Raw genomic sequence first — 17,505 nt, 5'->3', positions numbered from 1 at the left:
ATGAGTATTTTTGGGTCAATGGATACCAGCGCCTCGGGCTTGACTGCTCAGCGGTTGCGCCTGGATGTCATATCCAATAATATCGCTAATATTAATACCACCCGGACCAGCGAGGCTACGCCCGGAGGGAATCCTATCCCGTACCGACGCCAAGTGGTCGTATTTAAAGCGAGAGAACCCCAATTTAGCTTTGCTGAAACTTTAAATCAAGCCTTACAGGGAAAACAGGTGAACCCAACAGCGTTAACCTCAGGACTCGCGACCCGTAGTGCGACCGGCAATGGGGTGGATGTTCAAGCCATTGCGGGAGATCCTGCTGAATTCCGTCTGGAATATAACCCGGATTCTCCTGATGCAGCCCAAACTCCTGAGGCAGGGGTTCCTGCCGGCTATGTGAGATTACCTAATGTCAATATCGTCACTGAAATGGTGGATATGATATCAGCCTCACGGGCTTATGAAGCGAATGTTACGGCGATGAATGCCTCTAAATCGATGATGAGTAAAGCTTTGGAAATAGGGAGGTAATATATTAAATGGCAATTAATCCAATCGCTCCTATGAACCCTATGCTTTTGACTCCTAATCTGAATTCAATTCAGGGGGCAACTACCCAGGGGAGTCAAGAGAAGTTAGGGGATGTGGGAGCAGGCAAAGTCGGTGCAGATTTTGGCCAGTTTTTGAATGAGGCCTTACAGAAGGTCGATGCCCTTCAGAAGGAAGCGGACGTAGCTAGTTTCGGACTAGCCACGGGCCAGATTCAGGACCTCCACACAGCGGTCATTGCCATGGAAAAAGCCAGTCTTTCCTTATCCTTAACTGTAGAAATGCGCAACAAAGTGCTGGATGCTTATCATGAAGTCATGAGAATGCAGATTTAATAGTTTATTTATGACTACATAAATAGATACGGTTTTTTGATTCTGTTTTAAGGGGTTAACTTGTAGAAAATATGAGTAGATACATAAAAGAGGAGCGATACCTTTGGATTTTTCGTGGGCTGAAACTAAATCATCCGTACAAGCATTTTGGGGCAGACTCTCTCGCCTACAAAAGGTTATTACTGTCGCCGCTCCTCTGGCAGTTGCTATTGCACTTATTTCCTTGCTTTATTGGGCAAGTAATCCTAATTATGTGCCAATCTTTACGGAATTATCTGATGTAGAGGCTGGAGAGATTACGACCGAATTAAAGGCCTTAAAGGCTGACTACAAATTAGGTAACAATGGTTCTTCTATCTTGGTTCCTGAAAAAGCGGCTGCAGCGATTCGATTGGAACTGGCCAATTCTGGCTTGCCAAAAGGAAGTCAATTCAGTTGGAGTGAAAGCCTTAACGAGATGCGTGTCGGAGAGACAGAATCCGATCGCAGATTGCGTTATAATTTAGGATTACAAACAGAGCTCGAGACAACCTTAAGGACCTTAAGCAGTGTCAAAGCTGCCAGAGTGCATTTGGCAATACCAGCGCCGACCCTTTTCGTGGAGCAGCAGGAGGATACAACCGCAGCCGTCACCCTAACTCTTAAAGAAGAGGAGCCTATCACTGAGGAGCAGGTCCGAGGGATTGCAAATCTTTTATCGGCCTCTGTGGAGGGTCTTCAGCTGGAGAACGTGACCATCGTGGATTCCAATGGGAATGTTCTTTCTGACGTACTAAGTGAGGATCAATTACCGGGAAAGATGACAGCTACTCAAATTCAGCTTAAGCAGCTTACGGAAGAGAATATTCGTAAATCTGTACAAAGTATGTTAGATAAGGTGTTTAGCCCCGGGAAGACGGTTGTACGAGCCAATGCAACCTTAGATTTTGATGAAGTAAAGACGGACTCTGTGGTTCATGGACCGGGGGCCGTGCTTAGTGAGGCTCATACAACGGAGAATACGACTAATACCTCTGCAGGTGGAACAGCTCCGGGGGTTAATACTAATGTTCCGGGTTATATCGCCCCGGATGGGCTGGGCACAACCTCAACTTCGGAGAGCACCAGTGATACCATTAATCATCAGGTCGATAGTACTCAAGAACAACGCATTAAAAACCAGGGAGACATCAAACGTCTTTCTGTTTCGGTCATGTTGGATGCCGACACTATAAGTGAAGATCAGGTGGAGCAGATTAAAGCTATTGTCGGTTCAGCAGCCGGAATTGTTCTGGAACGTGGGGACGAAATTCAGGTAGCCGCTCTGCCGTTCGACAAAACAGGTGCACTGGAGCAAGAGCAGGCAATGGCCGAAGCAGCCCGTCAGGAGCAGATACGCACATATATCGAATGGGGAGTGGGGGCTTTATTAGCCTTAGCCTTCTTATTTGTTCTTTTCCGCATGCGATCAAAACGCAAACAAGAGGCAGGAGCTTTGGGCTTCGGTCAAGAGCTTCAACCTGTGCCATTGGCGGCAGCAGAAGAGCTTCTACTGGCTCAGCAAGAGGCTGAACACGAAGCTGAGCTTAAGCTGGCTCAAAACAAACAAAAATCTGCCGAAGAAATCGAGCGCCAAAAAATCAAAGAAGCCGTGGATACTTATGCCCAGAGTAATCCTGATGAAGTGGCGCGTCTTGTTAAAACTTGGCTAGCGGAGGAAAAGTGACATGAGCCAGCAGCTTACCGGAATTCAGAAAACAGCCATATTGATGATTGCCTTAGGGTCTGAACGGTCAGCGAAGGTCGTTCAGCACTTAACCGAGGCGGAGATCGAGCAACTGACCTTAGAGATGGCTAATGTACGAAAGATTTCATCAGAACAGCGGGATAAGGTTGTCGATGAATTCTATCAGATGTGTGTAGCTAATGATTATATCTCCCAGGGGGGGATTGATTATGCACGGGATGTTTTGGAGAGAGCCCTAGGTGAGCAACGGGCTTTTGAGATTATCACCCGTCTTTCTACTTCTTTAAAAATGCGCCCCTTTGATTTAGTACGTCGAACCGATCCTAAGCAATTGCTTTCTTTTATTCAAGGGGAGCATCCACAAACTATTGCATTAATCATGACTCACTTGCCGGCGGATAAAGCGGCGATTCTCCTCTCTAGCTTACCTCAGGAACGACAAGCGGATGTGACGAAACGGATTGCATTAATGGGCAGAACAAGCCCCGATGTCTTAAAAGAGATCGAGAAGATACTTGAACGCAAAATCTCCAGTTTGGCTCCCGCGGATTACACGTCATCCGGAGGCATCCAAAGTGTTGTCGATATTCTTAACCGCAGTGATCCCGGTACCTTAAAAGTGGTTATGGAATCTTTAGAAGTGGATGATCCGGAATTAGCTGAACAGGTTAAACGTCAGATGTTTGTCTTCGAGGATATCGTTATGCTGGATGACAGGGGTATTCAGCTGGTGCTGCGTGAAGTGGATATGAAGGATATGGCCCTCTCTCTCAAAGGCTCTAATCCTGAAGTGGCCCAAAAAATCATGGCCAATATGTCTGCCAGAGCATCACAAAACTTACGCGAAGATATGGAATTCATGGGGCCTGTCCGCTTGAGAGACGTCGAAGAAGCTCAACAACGTATTGTTAAAGTAATTCGTCGACTGGAAGAAACCGGTGCAATCGTCATTTCGAGAGGTGGCAGTGATGAGATCATATATTAGGGCTCGAGTAGTTAAATGCAATGCCGTGGCCGTCAGCAGTCCCTGTGTGGTTGAACAGACTGAGGAGTTGCAATACCTGGGTAAGCATCTATCCCTGCTCAAGAATCAAAGAGAAAGCTTTACTCAGCAAGAAGATTTCCAACTTCAAACGATTACTAGGGTAGAAGAAGTTCAAGAAGGCGAGAGTGCCCAGCTTCAAGAGGCTCAGGCTCAAGCCGAGAAAATCATCGCCGAAGCGGAGATGAACCATGCTGAGGCCTTGTTAGCTCTAGAGAAGGCAAAAAAGGAAGCGACTACTATCCTAGAAAAGGCACGTGTCGAAGCAGAAGATTTTGCAAAAAAACTTCATGAAGAAGTCTCCCAAGAAGCTTTCCAAGAAGGGCATACCCGAGGTTTGGCTCAAGGTCTAGAGGAGGGTAGAGTTCAAGGGACGAGTGAAGCAGAGCTCATCAAGTCCGAAGCCCAAAAAATTCTTGGACTCGCCCAAAAAGCTTCCCAGGAGGAATGGGGTAAAGTCGATGAGACTATGCTCCAACTTGCCTTGAAAGTTGCAGAGCGGATTCTGAGGGTTCATATCCATGAGCATCCCAAGCGATTGCTACAACGTATTCGAGCTTTATCCTTACTCCCTGAAGAGCGAGAAGGATGGAAGCTTCATGTTTCCTTGGCAGACTATGCATGGCTTTCTCAATCAGCAGAAGATATTAATATCCCCTTATTAGAAGACCAAACCCTGGTCGCGGGAGATTGTTTTCTTGAATGCTCTGAAGGGATTTTCGATGCTCGTGTTGAGGCGCAGCTGGACCGCTGTGAACAACTCCTAAGAGAGGAGCTCAGGCATGACCGATTGGCCGAACTTGGTTGACAAGATTGACGATTTGGATTTGATTGTATCTCATGGGCGGGTGGCGAAAATCGTTGGACTCATGATTGAATCCGATGGTCCCCGAGCGAGCGTGGGAGAATATTGCAAGATCCATACCCAACATGGTCAAGAAATTCCGGCTGAGGTGGTGGGATTTCGCAATTCTACGACTTTGCTGATGCCCTTGGCCGAGTTGGAGGGAATTTCCCCGGGTGATCGGGTCATCCCTCAACAGCATAAACTTAAGGTTGGTGTCGGATCGGCCCTTCTTGGTCGCATCATTGATGGTCTCGGGCAGCCCTTGGACGGCCGTCCCTTGTTCACAAGCCGGGATTATCCTTTGCAAAACGCCCCACCCAATGCCTTTCAGCGCCCCCGCATCCGTGACCACCTGAGTGTGGGAGTAAGAACAGTTGATGGACTCTTGACCTTGGGTAGAGGACAGAGATTAGGGATTTTTGCTGGATCTGGGGTCGGGAAAAGCACCTTATTGGGGATGATGGCACGGAATACCACCGCCAGCGTGAATGTAATCGCATTGGTGGGGGAACGTGGCCGAGAGCTCCGCGACTTTATTGAAAAGGATCTGGGCGAAGCTGGTTTAGAGCGTTCGGTATTGATAGTAGCGACCTCAGATCAACCGGCATTGGTTCGCTTGAAAGCAGCCTTTACCGCTACTGCCATTGCCGAATACTTTCGGGATCAAGGGCAAGACGTTCTTTTAATGATGGATTCCGTGACACGTTTCGCCATGGCCCAACGGGAAGTCGGTCTAACCGCCGGAGAACCACCAGCCACTCGTGGCTACCCTCCATCGGTTTTTGCGCTCTTACCTAAGCTACTGGAACGTTCGGGGATGAGCGAGAGTGGTAGCATCACTGGAATCTACACAGTACTTGTAGATGGTGATGATCACAACGAACCCATCGCCGACTCCGTCAGGGGAATCCTCGATGGGCATATTGTCTTAACCCGGGAATTAGCGATGCAAAACCATTATCCGGCCATTGACACCCTACAATCCGTCAGTCGGGTTATGAATGATATTATTTCTCCAGAACATAAGGACCTTGCCGGGAAATTTCGAGAACACCTAGCCGTCTACAACGATGCCAAAGATTTGATTGATATTGGTGCCTACGTGACCGGTAGCAATCCTCGCATCGATGATGCTATCCAGCATATCGAAGGGATCAATCGCTTCCTCCGCCAAGATGTAGAGGAGATGGCCACCTTCGACGAGATGATTGAACAGCTTAAGTTGGCTCTCCAATGACGTCTTCTCATTAACTGCCGGACCCGTAAGCGTAGCTTTTCGCACAAGAGTGAACGATTTTAGCGGAAGGGCGATAAAGTGCCTGATGCTTTTTTGGGGTAGCGGCGCCACCGGTTCACATGCAGAAAGCATAAGGGTTTGGCAGAGCTCCCATAAAAGCGAAGGCATTAGCCCTGGAGCTACTGAGTGAACGATGTGCGAAAAGCTACTTGACCCTAGCTAAGACATGCAGAAAAACTTTGACGAGGAGGCCACCTGAGTGCCCAAATTCAAATTCCGTCTCGAAGCAGCCCTAAGCCTCGCAAAACGTAGCCTTGAAGAACAGCAACGGCGCTTGGCTCATGAAACTCAAAAGCTCTTCCAGCTCCGAGAGGCATGCCAAGAGCAAGAACGAGTTTGGCAGTTTGCCCTGGAAGGTCAAAAAGAGGCCTGCCAGAGTTCACCCCAGGACCTAGGACTGTGGCAAACTTTCACTCAGAAGCAGTTGGAACTCCTACGTCAACGGGAGAAGCAAGTTCTCCAACAGGAGGATATTGTCGAGCGACAACGCGAAAGACTTCTGGAAGCCCATCAAGATAGCGAGAAGTTGAAAAAGCTAAGAGAAAAGAAAAAAATAGTATTTAATCTTAAGGAACAGCGCCGTGAACAAGCAGTCCTTGATGAAGCTGGCCAAATCATGTTTGGACGGAGGAACAGCTCATGATTGAAGTCACGCGCCTAAATGGTAAAAAGCTAGTTATTAATGCAGATCTTATTGAAACCATGGAAGCAACCCCGGATACGGTTATTACCTTAACCGGAGGGAATAAATATGTGGTTGTGGAATCGACACAAGAATTGATTCGCAAAGTTGCGGAATATAAAAAGTTTTGCCATCCGCTATTTCGGGAAGGGGAGATACCAAAAGAATGAACCAGCGAACACTGATTACACTTTTCCTGGCGGGATTCCTAGGCTCAACAATTGGAGTTATAGGAACCATAGGGGTCCAAAAGATATTTTTTGATGACGGCCCCTCTCAACAAGTGGTAGAGATGAAAGAAGGCCCGGTGATACCCATCGGGGAATTTACTGTAAATCTCCGCGGGGGGGCTTTTCTGAAGGCTACAATTGCTATTGAAGGTATGAATGCGAAGTCGGAAGAGCCAATTTTGGCCAAGGATGCATTTATCAAGGATCGCATCAATACCGTGCTTTCCAGCAAGTCCTTACAGGACATGCAACCTGAGGTGCGCGAGGATTTGAAGAACGAACTCGTGACCCAATTGAATGAAGTCACAGGCAACCAAGTGCAGAGCATATTTTTCTTATCCTTTGTGTATCAATAAAAAACGTTATCTAATATAAATACTAAAAATTCTCGGTTTGTTGACAAATCTATCTTAAAATTAAGATATACTGAAAATTGAGAGGGGGGATCTTATGGGAGAGGTATTGTCTCAAGACGAAATTGATGCCTTACTAAACGCGCTTTCCGATGGACAGGTCGATGCAGAAGAGATTAAGACGACAAAAACTCAAAAGAAAATCCGAGTTTATGATTTTAAACGACCGAATAAATTCTCCAAAGATCAGATTCACTCCCTCCAAAATATTTATGAGAATTATTGCCGGTCACTGACTACATATTTGTCTGGGAATCTCCATACCGTTATTGAAGCTAAGGTAAGCTCCATTGAACAGATTACTTATGATGAGTTCATTCGCTCCTTGCCAAATCCGACGATTCTTAGCCTGTATACCTTGAACCCTTTGGAAGGGACGCTGTTGATGGAGATGAGTCCGGCTGTCGCCTTTGCGATTATTGATCGATTATTAGGGGGCCAAGGACAAAGCTCGGAGAAGAATAGAGACCTCACCGAAATAGAACGTACGATTATTGCTCATCGCACTGAGCAGATGATTGAAATGATTAGTGAGGCTTGGACAGAGGTGCTGGAGAGCGAGCCAGAGTTTATCGTACTAGAAACCAATCCACAGTTTACTCAGATTGTAGCTCCCAATGAAATGATTATCCTAGTCACTCTAGAGGTTACTATCGGAGAGATGGTAGGGATGATCAATATGTGTCTCCCCTACCTTGTACTGGAACCGATCTTGGATAAGCTCAGTACCCTATTCCTTTTCTCTACCCAAGCTAAAGAAAACTCAAAGGAACAGGTCAATATCATTCGCAAGAAGATAGAATGGGCTAAAGTAGATATGACCACATTGTTGGGATATTCAGAGATATTAGTGCGCGACCTTTTAGAACTCGAACCGGGGGATGTTATTCCACTGATGCAAAATGTGAAGGAACCGCTCCCAGTCTTTGTGGGGAGTTATCGTAAGTTTAAAGGAGTTCCCGGTTTGCAAGGAGATCATGTCGCTATCCAATTAACAGAAATCGTTGAGGAAGGAAGGGATCAGGATGGGTAATGGGATGCTTTCCCAGGAAGAAATCGATGCCCTGCTGGGAGGGAATCTTGAATCAGGTCCCCCAATCGAAGAACAACCCACTCAAGAGTTTAGTGATATGGAAAAGGATGCAATAGGAGAGATTGCCAATATCTCTATGGGGACTGCAGCCACAACCCTATCCCAGCTCTTAATGCGAAAGGTAGAGATCACCACACCCAAGGTCGACTTGGCGGATTCTGATCAAATTCGCAAAGACTATCCAATTCCTTCAATCATTGTGGATGTCCGTTATAAAGTAGGTATTGAGGGATCCAACCTTCTCATCCTCTCGCAGCGGGATGGGGCCGTCATCGTCGATTTAATGATGGGGGGGAATGGTCAAAATCCCTCTGAAGAGCTCAATGAGATCAGCATCAGTGGTGTTGCCGAAGCCATGAACCAGATGATGGGTTCAGCTGCTACATCAATGTCAACTATGTTTAACTCCGTTATTGATATCACACCACCGCAACTGGTCTTAAATGATATGTCTGGGCAGGATACCAATGCAATTAATAACTTCCTTAATACTCAAGAAAAGCTAGTCAGAATCTCTTTCCGTATGGTTGTGGAAGACGTTATTGATAGTATTTTAGTCCAAGTGATTCCGATTCCTGTGGCGAAAGGGATGGTCGAAAAACTTCTCGGGTCCATGGGAGGAACAAGTTCAAAACAGGAAACAAAGCCGACACCACCTCCACCCGCTCCTGTCCAGGCCCCTACTGCGAGTTATGGGCAGCCTGTTCAACACCCACCAGAACAACCCCCTCAAGTAGCTTATGCACCTCAGCCGGAGTATCCTCAGCAAGGCTATGGTGGTCCTGCTTATGGGCATGCTCCGGGAGGACAATATGCCGGGGGATATGGGGCTCCGCCAACCACGGTACAACCGGCCCAATTCGTTCCCTTAAAGCCAGCAGAGCTGATTCAGGGGCAAGATAATCTCGGACTCATTCTGGATGTCCCCTTACAAGTCAGTGTGGAATTAGGTAAAGCGAAGAAAACCATTAAGGAAATTCTTGAACTGGGACCCGGATCAGTCATTGAATTAGACCGACTGGCAGGAGAACCCGTAGATATGATCGTCAATGGTAAGCTTGTCGCAAAATGCGAAGTTGTTGTTATCAATGAGACCTTTGGGATTCGCATTACTGATATCGTGCAGCCCAGCGAGCGTATGACAAAGGCCATGGGACTCTAGTACGTTCCGGCCAACAAAGGACTAGGAAGTAATTCAGTTCTTATAAGGAGGAAAAATAGTGGGTGCTAATATTTTAATTGTTGATGACGCAGCATTTATGCGGATGATGGTGAAGGATATTTTAACAAAGAATGGCTTCAATGTCGTAGGGGAAGCAGAAAACGGTGCAGTTGCCGTGGATAAATTTGTAGAGTTGACCCCGGACTTGGTCATTATGGATATTACCATGCCCGAAATGGATGGGTTGCAGGCTGTGCGTGAGATCAGAAAGCGCGACCCACAAGCCAGAGTCGTTATGTGTAGTGCGATGGGGCAACAAGCCATGGTTATTGATGCCATTCAATCAGGTGCCAAGGACTTTATTGTCAAGCCCTTCCAAGCAGATCGGGTGGTTGAGGCTGTACAAAAGGCGTTGAAATAAAATGCCCTACACCCAAGTGAGCATAGACGATGCTACACCTTATCAAGGTCAACTTACTGAGACCGTGAGCCAAACAGGGCTTGATTCCTCCTATTGGGGGGGACTTGTGGGAACGATCCTAATCTTTATCCTTATCCTGGTGGTGGCCTTATGGGTCATTCGTCGTATGAACCAAGCATCCTATCGGGGCATGCAGGCGCCCTGGGCGAGGGTTCTGGATCGGCAAATGCTCAATACCAACCAGTCCCTCTATCTCGTTGAGGTCGCCGGGAAGCTCCAAGTCTTAGCGGGAACAGATCATCATTTGACTAAAATCGATGAGATTAATGATCCGGAGCTGGCGGCGGAGATTCTCGATGAGCTTGCCCACCGACCCGCTGAGAGAGCGGAGAACATTTTTGCGGGCATTGCTAAGCAGGCCTTTGGTAGCAAACGCGGCAAAGGGAAAGAGCCGTTTGAAGATGAACTCGAACGTTTGCTAGAGGAGGTGGAACGCTAATGGCCACCAAGCGACCTTGGAATTCAGTACGAGGTTATATAGGGAAAGTGCAAGGTCGTGTAGGGAAGGCAGGCTTGCTGATCCTGCTGATGGTGGGTTTGCTTCTTAGAAATACCGAACCCGTATTGGCAGCAGGTTTAACCCTTGATTTCGGGGCATCGACGGCTGAGCAGACCAGTACTACTCTGCAGATCCTGCTCATGATGACCGTTTTATCGATTGCTCCCGCCATCCTCGTGTTAATGACCTCCTTTACCCGTATCGTTATTGTACTCTCTTTTGTACGTAATGCTCTGGGAACTCAGCAACTGCCACCAACTCAGGTAATTATCGGTCTGTCCTTATTCTTAACTTTTTTTGTTATGGCACCCACCTGGAACGAAGTGAACACCCAAGCCCTTCAACCGTACATGCAAAGCCAAATCACTCAGGCTGAAGCGCTGGATCAAGCGGAAGCTCCCCTGCGGCAATTTATGTTTGAACAGACTCGGGAAAAGGATCTTGAACTTTTTGTCGGTTTGGCCCGCATGGAACGGCCACAAACCTACGGAGATATTCCAACCTATGTTTTAATTCCTGCCTTTGTTATCAGCGAATTAAAGACAGCCTTTCAAATGGGCTTTGCCATATTTATTCCCTTTATGGTCATTGATATGTTAGTGGCTTCCGTCTTAATGTCCATGGGTATGATGATGCTCCCACCGATGATGATTTCCTTGCCCTTTAAGATTCTCTTATTTGTTCTTGTCGATGGTTGGCATCTTGTGGTCCAATCCCTCGTCACTAGTTTTTACTAGCTATCGGGTCAAGATACTATGGCTCATTATGAAAAATCACAGGATTTCTGCTATCACTCAGTGACGGTTTTTGATCAGGAGGGGTGTATGGATGACCCAGAATGATGTACTATATCTTGCCAAGGAAGCCTTGATGACAGCCCTCATGATTGGAGGCCCTATTTTGGGTGTGAGCTTGCTTGTGGGTTTATTGGTCAGTATTTTTCAGGCCATGACCCAGATTCAAGAGCAGACCCTGACCTTTATACCCAAGATATTAGGGATTGCTCTGGTGATGTTACTACTGGGACCTTGGATGCTTGACGTGCTCACTGGTTACACAGCGAATCTATTTAACGAGCTAGCCACGTTTGGGAATTACTAAATTATCCGGAGGAGTGATATGGGCTTAGCAGAATTTTTGCAATGGAATCTCACACTGTTCCTCCTCATTCTCTCCCGGTGGGCGGGGATGATTATGTTAGCTCCTGTATTCGGAGCTCGTGGTGTTCCGGCAATGGTTAAGCTTGGCTTGGCCGTGAGCATATCTGTTATCCTTTATCCAGTCATCCTAGCTAGGGGACCTCTGATTCCCAGTGAGACCTTACCCTATGTAGGGCTCCTGATTAAAGAGATCTTTGTCGGGTTGGTCGTGGGTTTTGTCATTTATGCTATTACAGCAGTTTTAGAAGGTGCCGGTCGATTAATCGATATGCAGATGGGATTTAACATGAGTGGTGCTATCGATCCCATCTTCGGTGTACAAAGTGCCATGATGGGGAATTTTCAGATGATTATCGCCATTATGCTACTGCTGGCGACCAATTCCCACCATTATATGATCGCTGCCATGGTCGAGAGTTATAACTATGTACCGATTGATCCGTCAGCTCTACCCCAAGGGATTAATTATTTTGTTCATCTTTTCCGCGATACTTTTACATTATCCATTCAGCTTGCTTTGCCAGTTATGGGCGCTTTGGTCCTTTCTGATATCGGGGTAGGACTGTTAATGCGGACTGTTCCACAGATGAATATTTTTACGGTTATTTTTCCGGTGAAGATTATTTTTGGTTTCATTATTCTATTCTTAGGTATTAGTTTTTTCGGAGAAACGGTGAATATGCTTTTTGACCGAGCGATGAACATGCTTTTAGAGCTTTATAAGGGGTGGCAGCAAACATGAGTGAAAAAACACATCAGGCCACACCCAAGCGCCGGCAGGAGGCGCGCAAGAAAGGTCAAGTCTTTAAGAGTACGGAAATGGTCTCCGCACTCATGCTAGTCAGCTTTATTGCACTTCTGAAATACTATGTCCCGACCATGTTGGAAAAGGCTCAAGGAATATTCACTTACGTCTATAGGCTCTCGAGCGAATGGACGACTCGCTCCGTTGCTAGCTTAATGGTGGATCTAGTTTGGCTAGGCATTCAAATCGGCGCACCTATATTTATTGTCGGGGCAGTTATTGCCATAGGTGCCAACTACCTGCAAGTACGTACTCTTTTCACCCTTGAGCCATTAAAGCCTCAGCTTAGTCGCATTAGCCCTCTTAACGGGGCCAAGCGCATGTTTGGGGTGAAAGCTTGGGTAGAGCTGGCCAAATCCTTGCTAAAAGTTATCTTTATTGGCTATTTCCTCTACGCAACAATCCGCGATAACTTTGAAGTCTTTCCGGTTATGGCCCGCTTTACAGTAGGCCAAGGGGCCGTATTTATAGGTGGATTGATTGTCGATCTGGGTTGGAAAATTGCTTTATCCTTTTTTGTCATTGCCGGGATAGATTTCCTCTATCAGTGGTGGGACTACGAGAAAAACCTCAAAATGTCCCATGAAGAAATGAAGCAAGAGTATAAGCAAACCGAAGGTAATCCTCAAATAAAAAGTGAGATTAAGCGGAAGCAAAGAGCCATGGCTATGCAACGTATGATGCAGGACTTAAAGACGGCCGATGTGGTCGTGACCAACCCGACTCACTATGCAGTTGCTCTGCGCTATGACCCTAAAGAGAATGCAGCTCCCGTCATCGTTGCCAAAGGAGCTGACGAAATTGCACAACGGATCAAACAGCTTGCCAAAGAATATGGCATCATTACCATGGAAAACAGGCCGCTGGCCCGTGCCCTCTTCGCGCAAGCAGAAATTGGGCAAGCCGTACCCGCGGAACTCTATAAAGCTGTAGCAGAGGTCCTTGCCTTCGTCTATAAGCTCAAAAGAAAGAAATATACTGGATAAGAAGTATACGGGGTAAGAAAGGAGGAATCCACTCATGGCCACAAACATTAGCCGACGCTGGTATAACAATATCGATGTACTTGCCGCAATTTTTATCGTTTCTATTGTTGTCATGATGGTCATCCCGATCCCGCCCTTACTACTGGATATTTTATTGACGGTCAGCATCACTTCTGCGGTGCTTACCCTGATGATTGCGGTGTTTACTAAGGATCCGCTGGATTTTTCGGTGCTACCTTCCTTGATTCTTATCTTGACCTTATTCAGGCTATCTCTTAATGTATCCACAACTCGTTTAATTCTTGCCGATGCTCACGCCGGCAATGTCATCGAACAATTCGGGGAGTTCGTTGTGCGCGGCGAACCAGTGGTCGGTTTTATTATCTTTGCCATCCTCGTTGTCGTAAATTTTATTGTTATTACTAAGGGTTCGGAACGGGTATCGGAAGTAGGCGCTCGTTTTACATTGGATGCTATGCCAGGAAAACAGATGAGCATTGATGCGGATCTTAACGCCGGTATGATTACCGATCTACAAGCTCGGGATCGACGAAAAAAAATTCAATCCGAAGCCGATTTCTATGGAGCGATGGATGGAGCTAGCAAATTTGTTAAAGGGGACGCTATTGCCGCGATAATTATTCTCTTTATCAATATCATCGGTGGATTTGTAACTGGAATCGCTATGCGGGGCATGGATATCATGGAAGCCCTACATACCTATACGTTGCTTACGATAGGGGATGGACTCGTCACACAGATTCCAGCCCTTTTGATGTCTACTGCAACTGGCCTTGTGGTCACTCGAGCGGCTTCTGAGACCAACTTGGGGCAAGATTTATCCAGTCAACTCTTTCGTACCCCGAAAGCCCTCTATATTACTGCTGGAGTGTGCATAATCCTCGCTATGTTTGGTCTTCCTTGGGTACCCTTACTCATCGTGGCTATCGCTTTGGTGCTTCTTGGAAGAACCATGGATAGGGGCAGCCAACAGAACCTAGTTGAAGAGACAGCAGCGGCACGGGAAACGGCCATCGAAGAAAGCAAAAAGCCGGAGAACGTCCTTAACCTGTTGACTATCGATAATATGGAACTGGAGCTGGGGTATGCACTCATCGCCCTGGTAGATGTCCAGCAGGGCGGAGATTTACTGGACCGGATAGTCTTAATTCGCCGCCAGGTAGCCAGTGAGCTGGGCTTTATAGTGCCAGTCATTCGCGTTAGAGATAATATGAATTTACAACCTAATCAGTACTCCATAAAATTACGCGGTGCCGAAGTGGCCGGAGGGGAGATTATGGCTGACCATTATTTGGCTATGAGCAGCGGCCTAGGCGATGATAACATCCCGGGTATCCCCACTAAGGAACCGGCCTTTGGCTTAGATGCAAAATGGATCAATGCGATTTACCGGGAAGAAGTGGAGATGAATGGTGGAACTGTCGTGGACGCCCCTACGGTATTAGCGACGCATATTACCGAAGTCATTAAGAGCAATGCCTGGGAGATTTTAAGCCGCCAGGATGTGAAGACCCTTCTTGATCACGCTCGCGAGCAGGCTCCGGCAGCTGTGGATGATGCCATGGAGCACATCAATCTGGGACAAATGCAAAAGATTCTTTCCAATCTGCTGAGAGAACGGGTTTCCATTCGGGATATGGTCACTATTCTTGAGACTCTGGCTGATTATGCCGGAACCACGAAGGATCTCGATCGTTTAACGGAGTACGTACGTCAGTCCTTAGGACGACAAATCGTGCAACCTCTCTTAGGTAGCAATAAGGAATTACCGGTACTTACCCTGGAACCGAAGTTAGAGCAACAGATTCTGGATAGCATTCAACCTTCGGACTATGGTAGCTATATGACACTGGACCCCCGCGTTTTACAAGAGGTTATGCAGTCTTTGGCTCGAGAAATGGAAAAGATGATTCTTAAGGGATTCAACCCAGTACTGGTATGTGCACCGGTTGTGAGGATTAATTTAAAACGGGTAACTGAACGACAGTTGCCCCAACTCATAGTATTATCTTATAACGAGCTTGTCCATGGGGTACAAGTTCAGGCGGTAGGGATGGTGATGACTGGAAATGCGAGTTAAACGCTTTATTGGCGATACTGTCGCGGAAACCATGGGCAAGGTGAAACAGGAACTAGGCTCAGATGCCGTTATCCTGCAAACACGACAATTTAAAGATGGCGGTTTTTTGGGTTTTTTCGGCAAACCTAAGGTGGAAGTGATGGCTGCAATTGAAGAGGAACCTGTGAAGAAGCAAATATCAGCAAAAGCTATGTACCCATCGAACCCCTATGGGGCTCGCCCAGAGAGTTCTCTACTTAGGGAAGTCGCGCCTCAGGAAGCGCCTAGCCAAACTCCCCGATTTCTTGAGAAGCCGCAAAGTACTCCTCAGGGTGAGAGCAGTCTTTCCAAGGCTAGAGAAGCAGACGATTTAGAAACAGAGATTTTAGCTATGCGCAAACTGTTAGAGAACATGAATCGTCAGCTTGAGGGACTAGAGGGCGAACAAGTAGTATGGCCCGTATCTTTGCAAAAATGGGCTGATCGCCTTAAAGAGCAGGGCATTCGCTCGAAGCTGATTAAAAGGATTCTACGCAATGTTCAACAAAATGTACGCGAGGAAGATTGGAATGAAGACCATCGCGTCAGGGCCTGCATTAAAGAATCGATACGTCAGATATGTGTTAATACAGCTGCCATACAGCCGGGGGTTCGCAAACCACGGGTTATTGCTTTAATCGGACCGACAGGTGTAGGTAAAACTACGACCATTGGCAAGTTAGCTGCTGGTTTTAGCATTGTCGATAAGCGACGGGTGGCCTTAATCACCGCCGATACTTATCGGGTAGCAGCGGTGGAACAGCTAAAGACCTTTGGCGAGATTATCGGTGTTCCTGTAGAGGTGGTCATGACGCCCTCAGGCCTGCGTGATGCTATTCAACGTCATGAGGATAAAGAACTTGTATTTATTGATACAGCCGGTCGTAGCCCTCATCATGAGCTGCATATGTCTGAGCTAAAATCCTTCCTCGACAAGGCACAGCCGGATCTTACCCTGCTGGTTATGAGTGCAGCGACTCAATCCGCGGATTTAGCTAAAATTTATCAGCGCTTTGAGCCCTTAACCACTCATCTCATTTTTACAAAACTCGATGAAACCGTGGGCGGAGGTATCATTCTAAACCTATTGGAAAAAACGAACCTGCCGGTGGCTTATATTACCAATGGGCAAAATGTTCCGGATGATATTGAAGTGGCGACCCCGGAGCGCCTAACTCGGTATATTCTTGGTGAGGGGGATGGACGTGAATGATCAGGCTAAGGTATTAAAACGTCTTGCTTCTCGCCACAAATTAGAATCAAAGCAGAGTTTGCGTGTGCTCGCTGTCACCAGTGGCAAAGGTGGAGTGGGGAAAACGAATTTCAGTGTGAATTTAGGCATAGCACTAATCGATCTTGGCTATCGGGTCATCTTGCTTGATGGGGATTTAGGTCTAGCCAATCTTGATATTGCCTGCGGTGTAACGCCACGTTATACCTTGGAGCACCTTCTTAGTGGTGAGAAGGAGATTGAGGAGATTCTTATCTACGGACCCAAGGGAATTGGAATATTACCGGGGGGATCTGGAGTGCAGGATCTTGCCAACATTGAGAGGGAACGACTAGAAGAAGTCGTGAGGAATTTAGGTCGTTTAGAGGGTTTAACGGATATTATCATCATCGACACCGGCGCAGGGCTGGGACATACGGTGTTAAATTTCCTCAAAGCAGCTGATGATATTATCTTAATTACCACTCCAGAACCGACCGCTTTAACGGATGCTTATGGACTCCTTAAGGCTCTGCAACAGGTGAGAAACAATTTTTCAGTCAACGTTGTGGTGAATCGTGTTCAAAAGGAATCCGATGCTAAGGATACATATGAGCGTCTAGAGAGTGCCTCCTATCGGTTCTTAAATATCTCCTTAAACCTTTTAGGATGGGTGTATGAGGATGCAGCAGTAGGCAAATCTGTGATGAGGCAAGAACCGGTGGGTATTTCTTATCCGCAAAGTTCAGCCTTTCAATGTATTCAATGGATTGCCAGTTCAGTATCTGGTTTATATCTCAGTCCACCGAAGCAAGCGGGAGGAATACGGGGGTTCCTAACGAACCTATTACGTGCTTTTAATTAGCTCACAA

At 46.8% G+C, this 17,505-nt stretch carries 20 protein-coding genes; all 20 read left to right on the top strand.

What is annotated here, in order from left to right:
• The 20 genes from flgC to DESDI_RS13795 all read left to right on the top strand — a co-directional run bounded on the left by flgC (window position 1) and on the right by DESDI_RS13795 (window position 17,498).
• Entirely contained in the window at window positions 1-528 is a 528-nt protein-coding gene (flgC, locus tag DESDI_RS13890) for a flagellar basal body rod protein FlgC (protein WP_015263249.1), read from the top strand.
• Window positions 529-536: 8 nt separating this feature from the next.
• A complete protein-coding gene (gene fliE / locus DESDI_RS13885; protein ID WP_015263248.1) occupies window positions 537-881 on the top strand; it encodes a flagellar hook-basal body complex protein FliE in 345 nt (114 codons plus the stop codon).
• A 103-nt stretch (window positions 882-984) separates the two neighbouring features.
• Entirely contained in the window at window positions 985-2,586 is a 1,602-nt protein-coding gene (gene fliF / locus DESDI_RS13880) for a flagellar basal-body MS-ring/collar protein FliF (protein WP_015263247.1), read from the top strand.
• Window position 2,587: 1 nt separating this feature from the next.
• Window positions 2,588-3,592, top strand: a complete 1,005-nt coding sequence (gene fliG / locus DESDI_RS13875) for a flagellar motor switch protein FliG (protein ID WP_015263246.1) — start codon at window positions 2,588-2,590, stop codon at window positions 3,590-3,592.
• The gene (locus DESDI_RS13870) at window positions 3,576-4,457 is read left to right on the top strand and encodes a FliH/SctL family protein (protein WP_015263245.1); all 882 of its coding nucleotides are present in this window, start codon (window positions 3,576-3,578) and stop codon (window positions 4,455-4,457) included. The genes fliG and DESDI_RS13870 overlap by 17 nt, the downstream gene beginning before the upstream one ends.
• A complete protein-coding gene (gene fliI / locus DESDI_RS13865) occupies window positions 4,432-5,733 on the top strand; it encodes a flagellar protein export ATPase FliI (RefSeq protein ID WP_015263244.1) in 1,302 nt (433 codons plus the stop codon). Before DESDI_RS13870 ends, fliI begins: the two co-directional genes overlap by 26 nt.
• A gap of 259 nt (window positions 5,734-5,992) precedes the next feature.
• A complete protein-coding gene (locus DESDI_RS13860) occupies window positions 5,993-6,436 on the top strand; it encodes a flagellar FliJ family protein (RefSeq protein ID WP_015263243.1) in 444 nt (147 codons plus the stop codon).
• The gene (locus DESDI_RS13855) at window positions 6,433-6,645 is read left to right on the top strand and encodes a flagellar FlbD family protein (RefSeq protein WP_015263242.1); all 213 of its coding nucleotides are present in this window, start codon (window positions 6,433-6,435) and stop codon (window positions 6,643-6,645) included. The genes DESDI_RS13860 and DESDI_RS13855 overlap by 4 nt, the downstream gene beginning before the upstream one ends.
• Window positions 6,642-7,061 (top strand): flagellar basal body-associated FliL family protein, encoded by a 420-nt coding sequence (locus DESDI_RS13850; protein ID WP_015263241.1) that lies wholly within the window; start codon window positions 6,642-6,644, stop codon window positions 7,059-7,061. The genes DESDI_RS13855 and DESDI_RS13850 overlap by 4 nt, the downstream gene beginning before the upstream one ends.
• A 94-nt stretch (window positions 7,062-7,155) precedes the next feature.
• The gene (gene fliM, locus DESDI_RS13845; protein ID WP_015263240.1) at window positions 7,156-8,151 is read left to right on the top strand and encodes a flagellar motor switch protein FliM; all 996 of its coding nucleotides are present in this window, start codon (window positions 7,156-7,158) and stop codon (window positions 8,149-8,151) included.
• On the top strand, window positions 8,144-9,373 hold the full coding sequence (gene fliY, locus DESDI_RS13840; protein WP_015263239.1) for a flagellar motor switch phosphatase FliY: 1,230 nt from the start codon (window positions 8,144-8,146) through the stop codon (window positions 9,371-9,373). The genes fliM and fliY overlap by 8 nt, the downstream gene beginning before the upstream one ends.
• A 58-nt stretch (window positions 9,374-9,431) precedes the next feature.
• Window positions 9,432-9,794, top strand: a complete 363-nt coding sequence (locus tag DESDI_RS13835; RefSeq protein ID WP_015263238.1) for a response regulator — start codon at window positions 9,432-9,434, stop codon at window positions 9,792-9,794.
• Window position 9,795: 1 nt separating this feature from the next.
• Window positions 9,796-10,293 carry a flagellar biosynthetic protein FliO gene (fliO, locus tag DESDI_RS13830; RefSeq protein ID WP_015263237.1) on the top strand — a complete coding sequence of 166 codons (498 nt, stop codon included), beginning with the start codon at window positions 9,796-9,798 and terminating at the stop codon, window positions 10,291-10,293.
• Window positions 10,293-11,090 (top strand): flagellar type III secretion system pore protein FliP, encoded by a 798-nt coding sequence (gene fliP / locus DESDI_RS13825; RefSeq protein ID WP_015263236.1) that lies wholly within the window; start codon window positions 10,293-10,295, stop codon window positions 11,088-11,090. Before fliO ends, fliP begins: the two co-directional genes overlap by 1 nt.
• A gap of 91 nt (window positions 11,091-11,181) precedes the next feature.
• Window positions 11,182-11,454 (top strand): flagellar biosynthesis protein FliQ, encoded by a 273-nt coding sequence (fliQ, locus tag DESDI_RS13820; protein WP_015263235.1) that lies wholly within the window; start codon window positions 11,182-11,184, stop codon window positions 11,452-11,454.
• A gap of 18 nt (window positions 11,455-11,472) precedes the next feature.
• Complete coding sequence (gene fliR / locus DESDI_RS13815; RefSeq protein WP_015263234.1) at window positions 11,473-12,255, top strand: flagellar biosynthetic protein FliR; 783 nt, start codon at window positions 11,473-11,475, stop codon at window positions 12,253-12,255.
• Window positions 12,252-13,304, top strand: a complete 1,053-nt coding sequence (gene flhB, locus DESDI_RS13810) for a flagellar biosynthesis protein FlhB (protein WP_041219505.1) — start codon at window positions 12,252-12,254, stop codon at window positions 13,302-13,304. Before fliR ends, flhB begins: the two co-directional genes overlap by 4 nt.
• A gap of 34 nt (window positions 13,305-13,338) precedes the next feature.
• Window positions 13,339-15,405 (top strand): flagellar biosynthesis protein FlhA, encoded by a 2,067-nt coding sequence (flhA, locus tag DESDI_RS13805; RefSeq protein WP_015263232.1) that lies wholly within the window; start codon window positions 13,339-13,341, stop codon window positions 15,403-15,405.
• Window positions 15,395-16,636: a flagellar biosynthesis GTPase FlhF gene (gene flhF / locus DESDI_RS13800; RefSeq protein ID WP_015263231.1), complete on the top strand. Its 1,242-nt coding sequence runs from the start codon at window positions 15,395-15,397 to the stop codon at window positions 16,634-16,636. Before flhA ends, flhF begins: the two co-directional genes overlap by 11 nt.
• On the top strand, window positions 16,629-17,498 hold the full coding sequence (locus DESDI_RS13795) for a MinD/ParA family protein (protein WP_015263230.1): 870 nt from the start codon (window positions 16,629-16,631) through the stop codon (window positions 17,496-17,498). Before flhF ends, DESDI_RS13795 begins: the two co-directional genes overlap by 8 nt.
• Window positions 17,499-17,505: the final 7 nt, after the last annotated feature.

Source organism: Desulfitobacterium dichloroeliminans LMG P-21439 (assembly GCF_000243135.2).
GTDB lineage: Bacteria > Bacillota > Desulfitobacteriia > Desulfitobacteriales > Desulfitobacteriaceae > Desulfitobacterium > Desulfitobacterium dichloroeliminans.
Note: the sequence above shows the minus strand (reverse complement) of the source record. Positions and strands in the feature narration are given on the sequence as shown.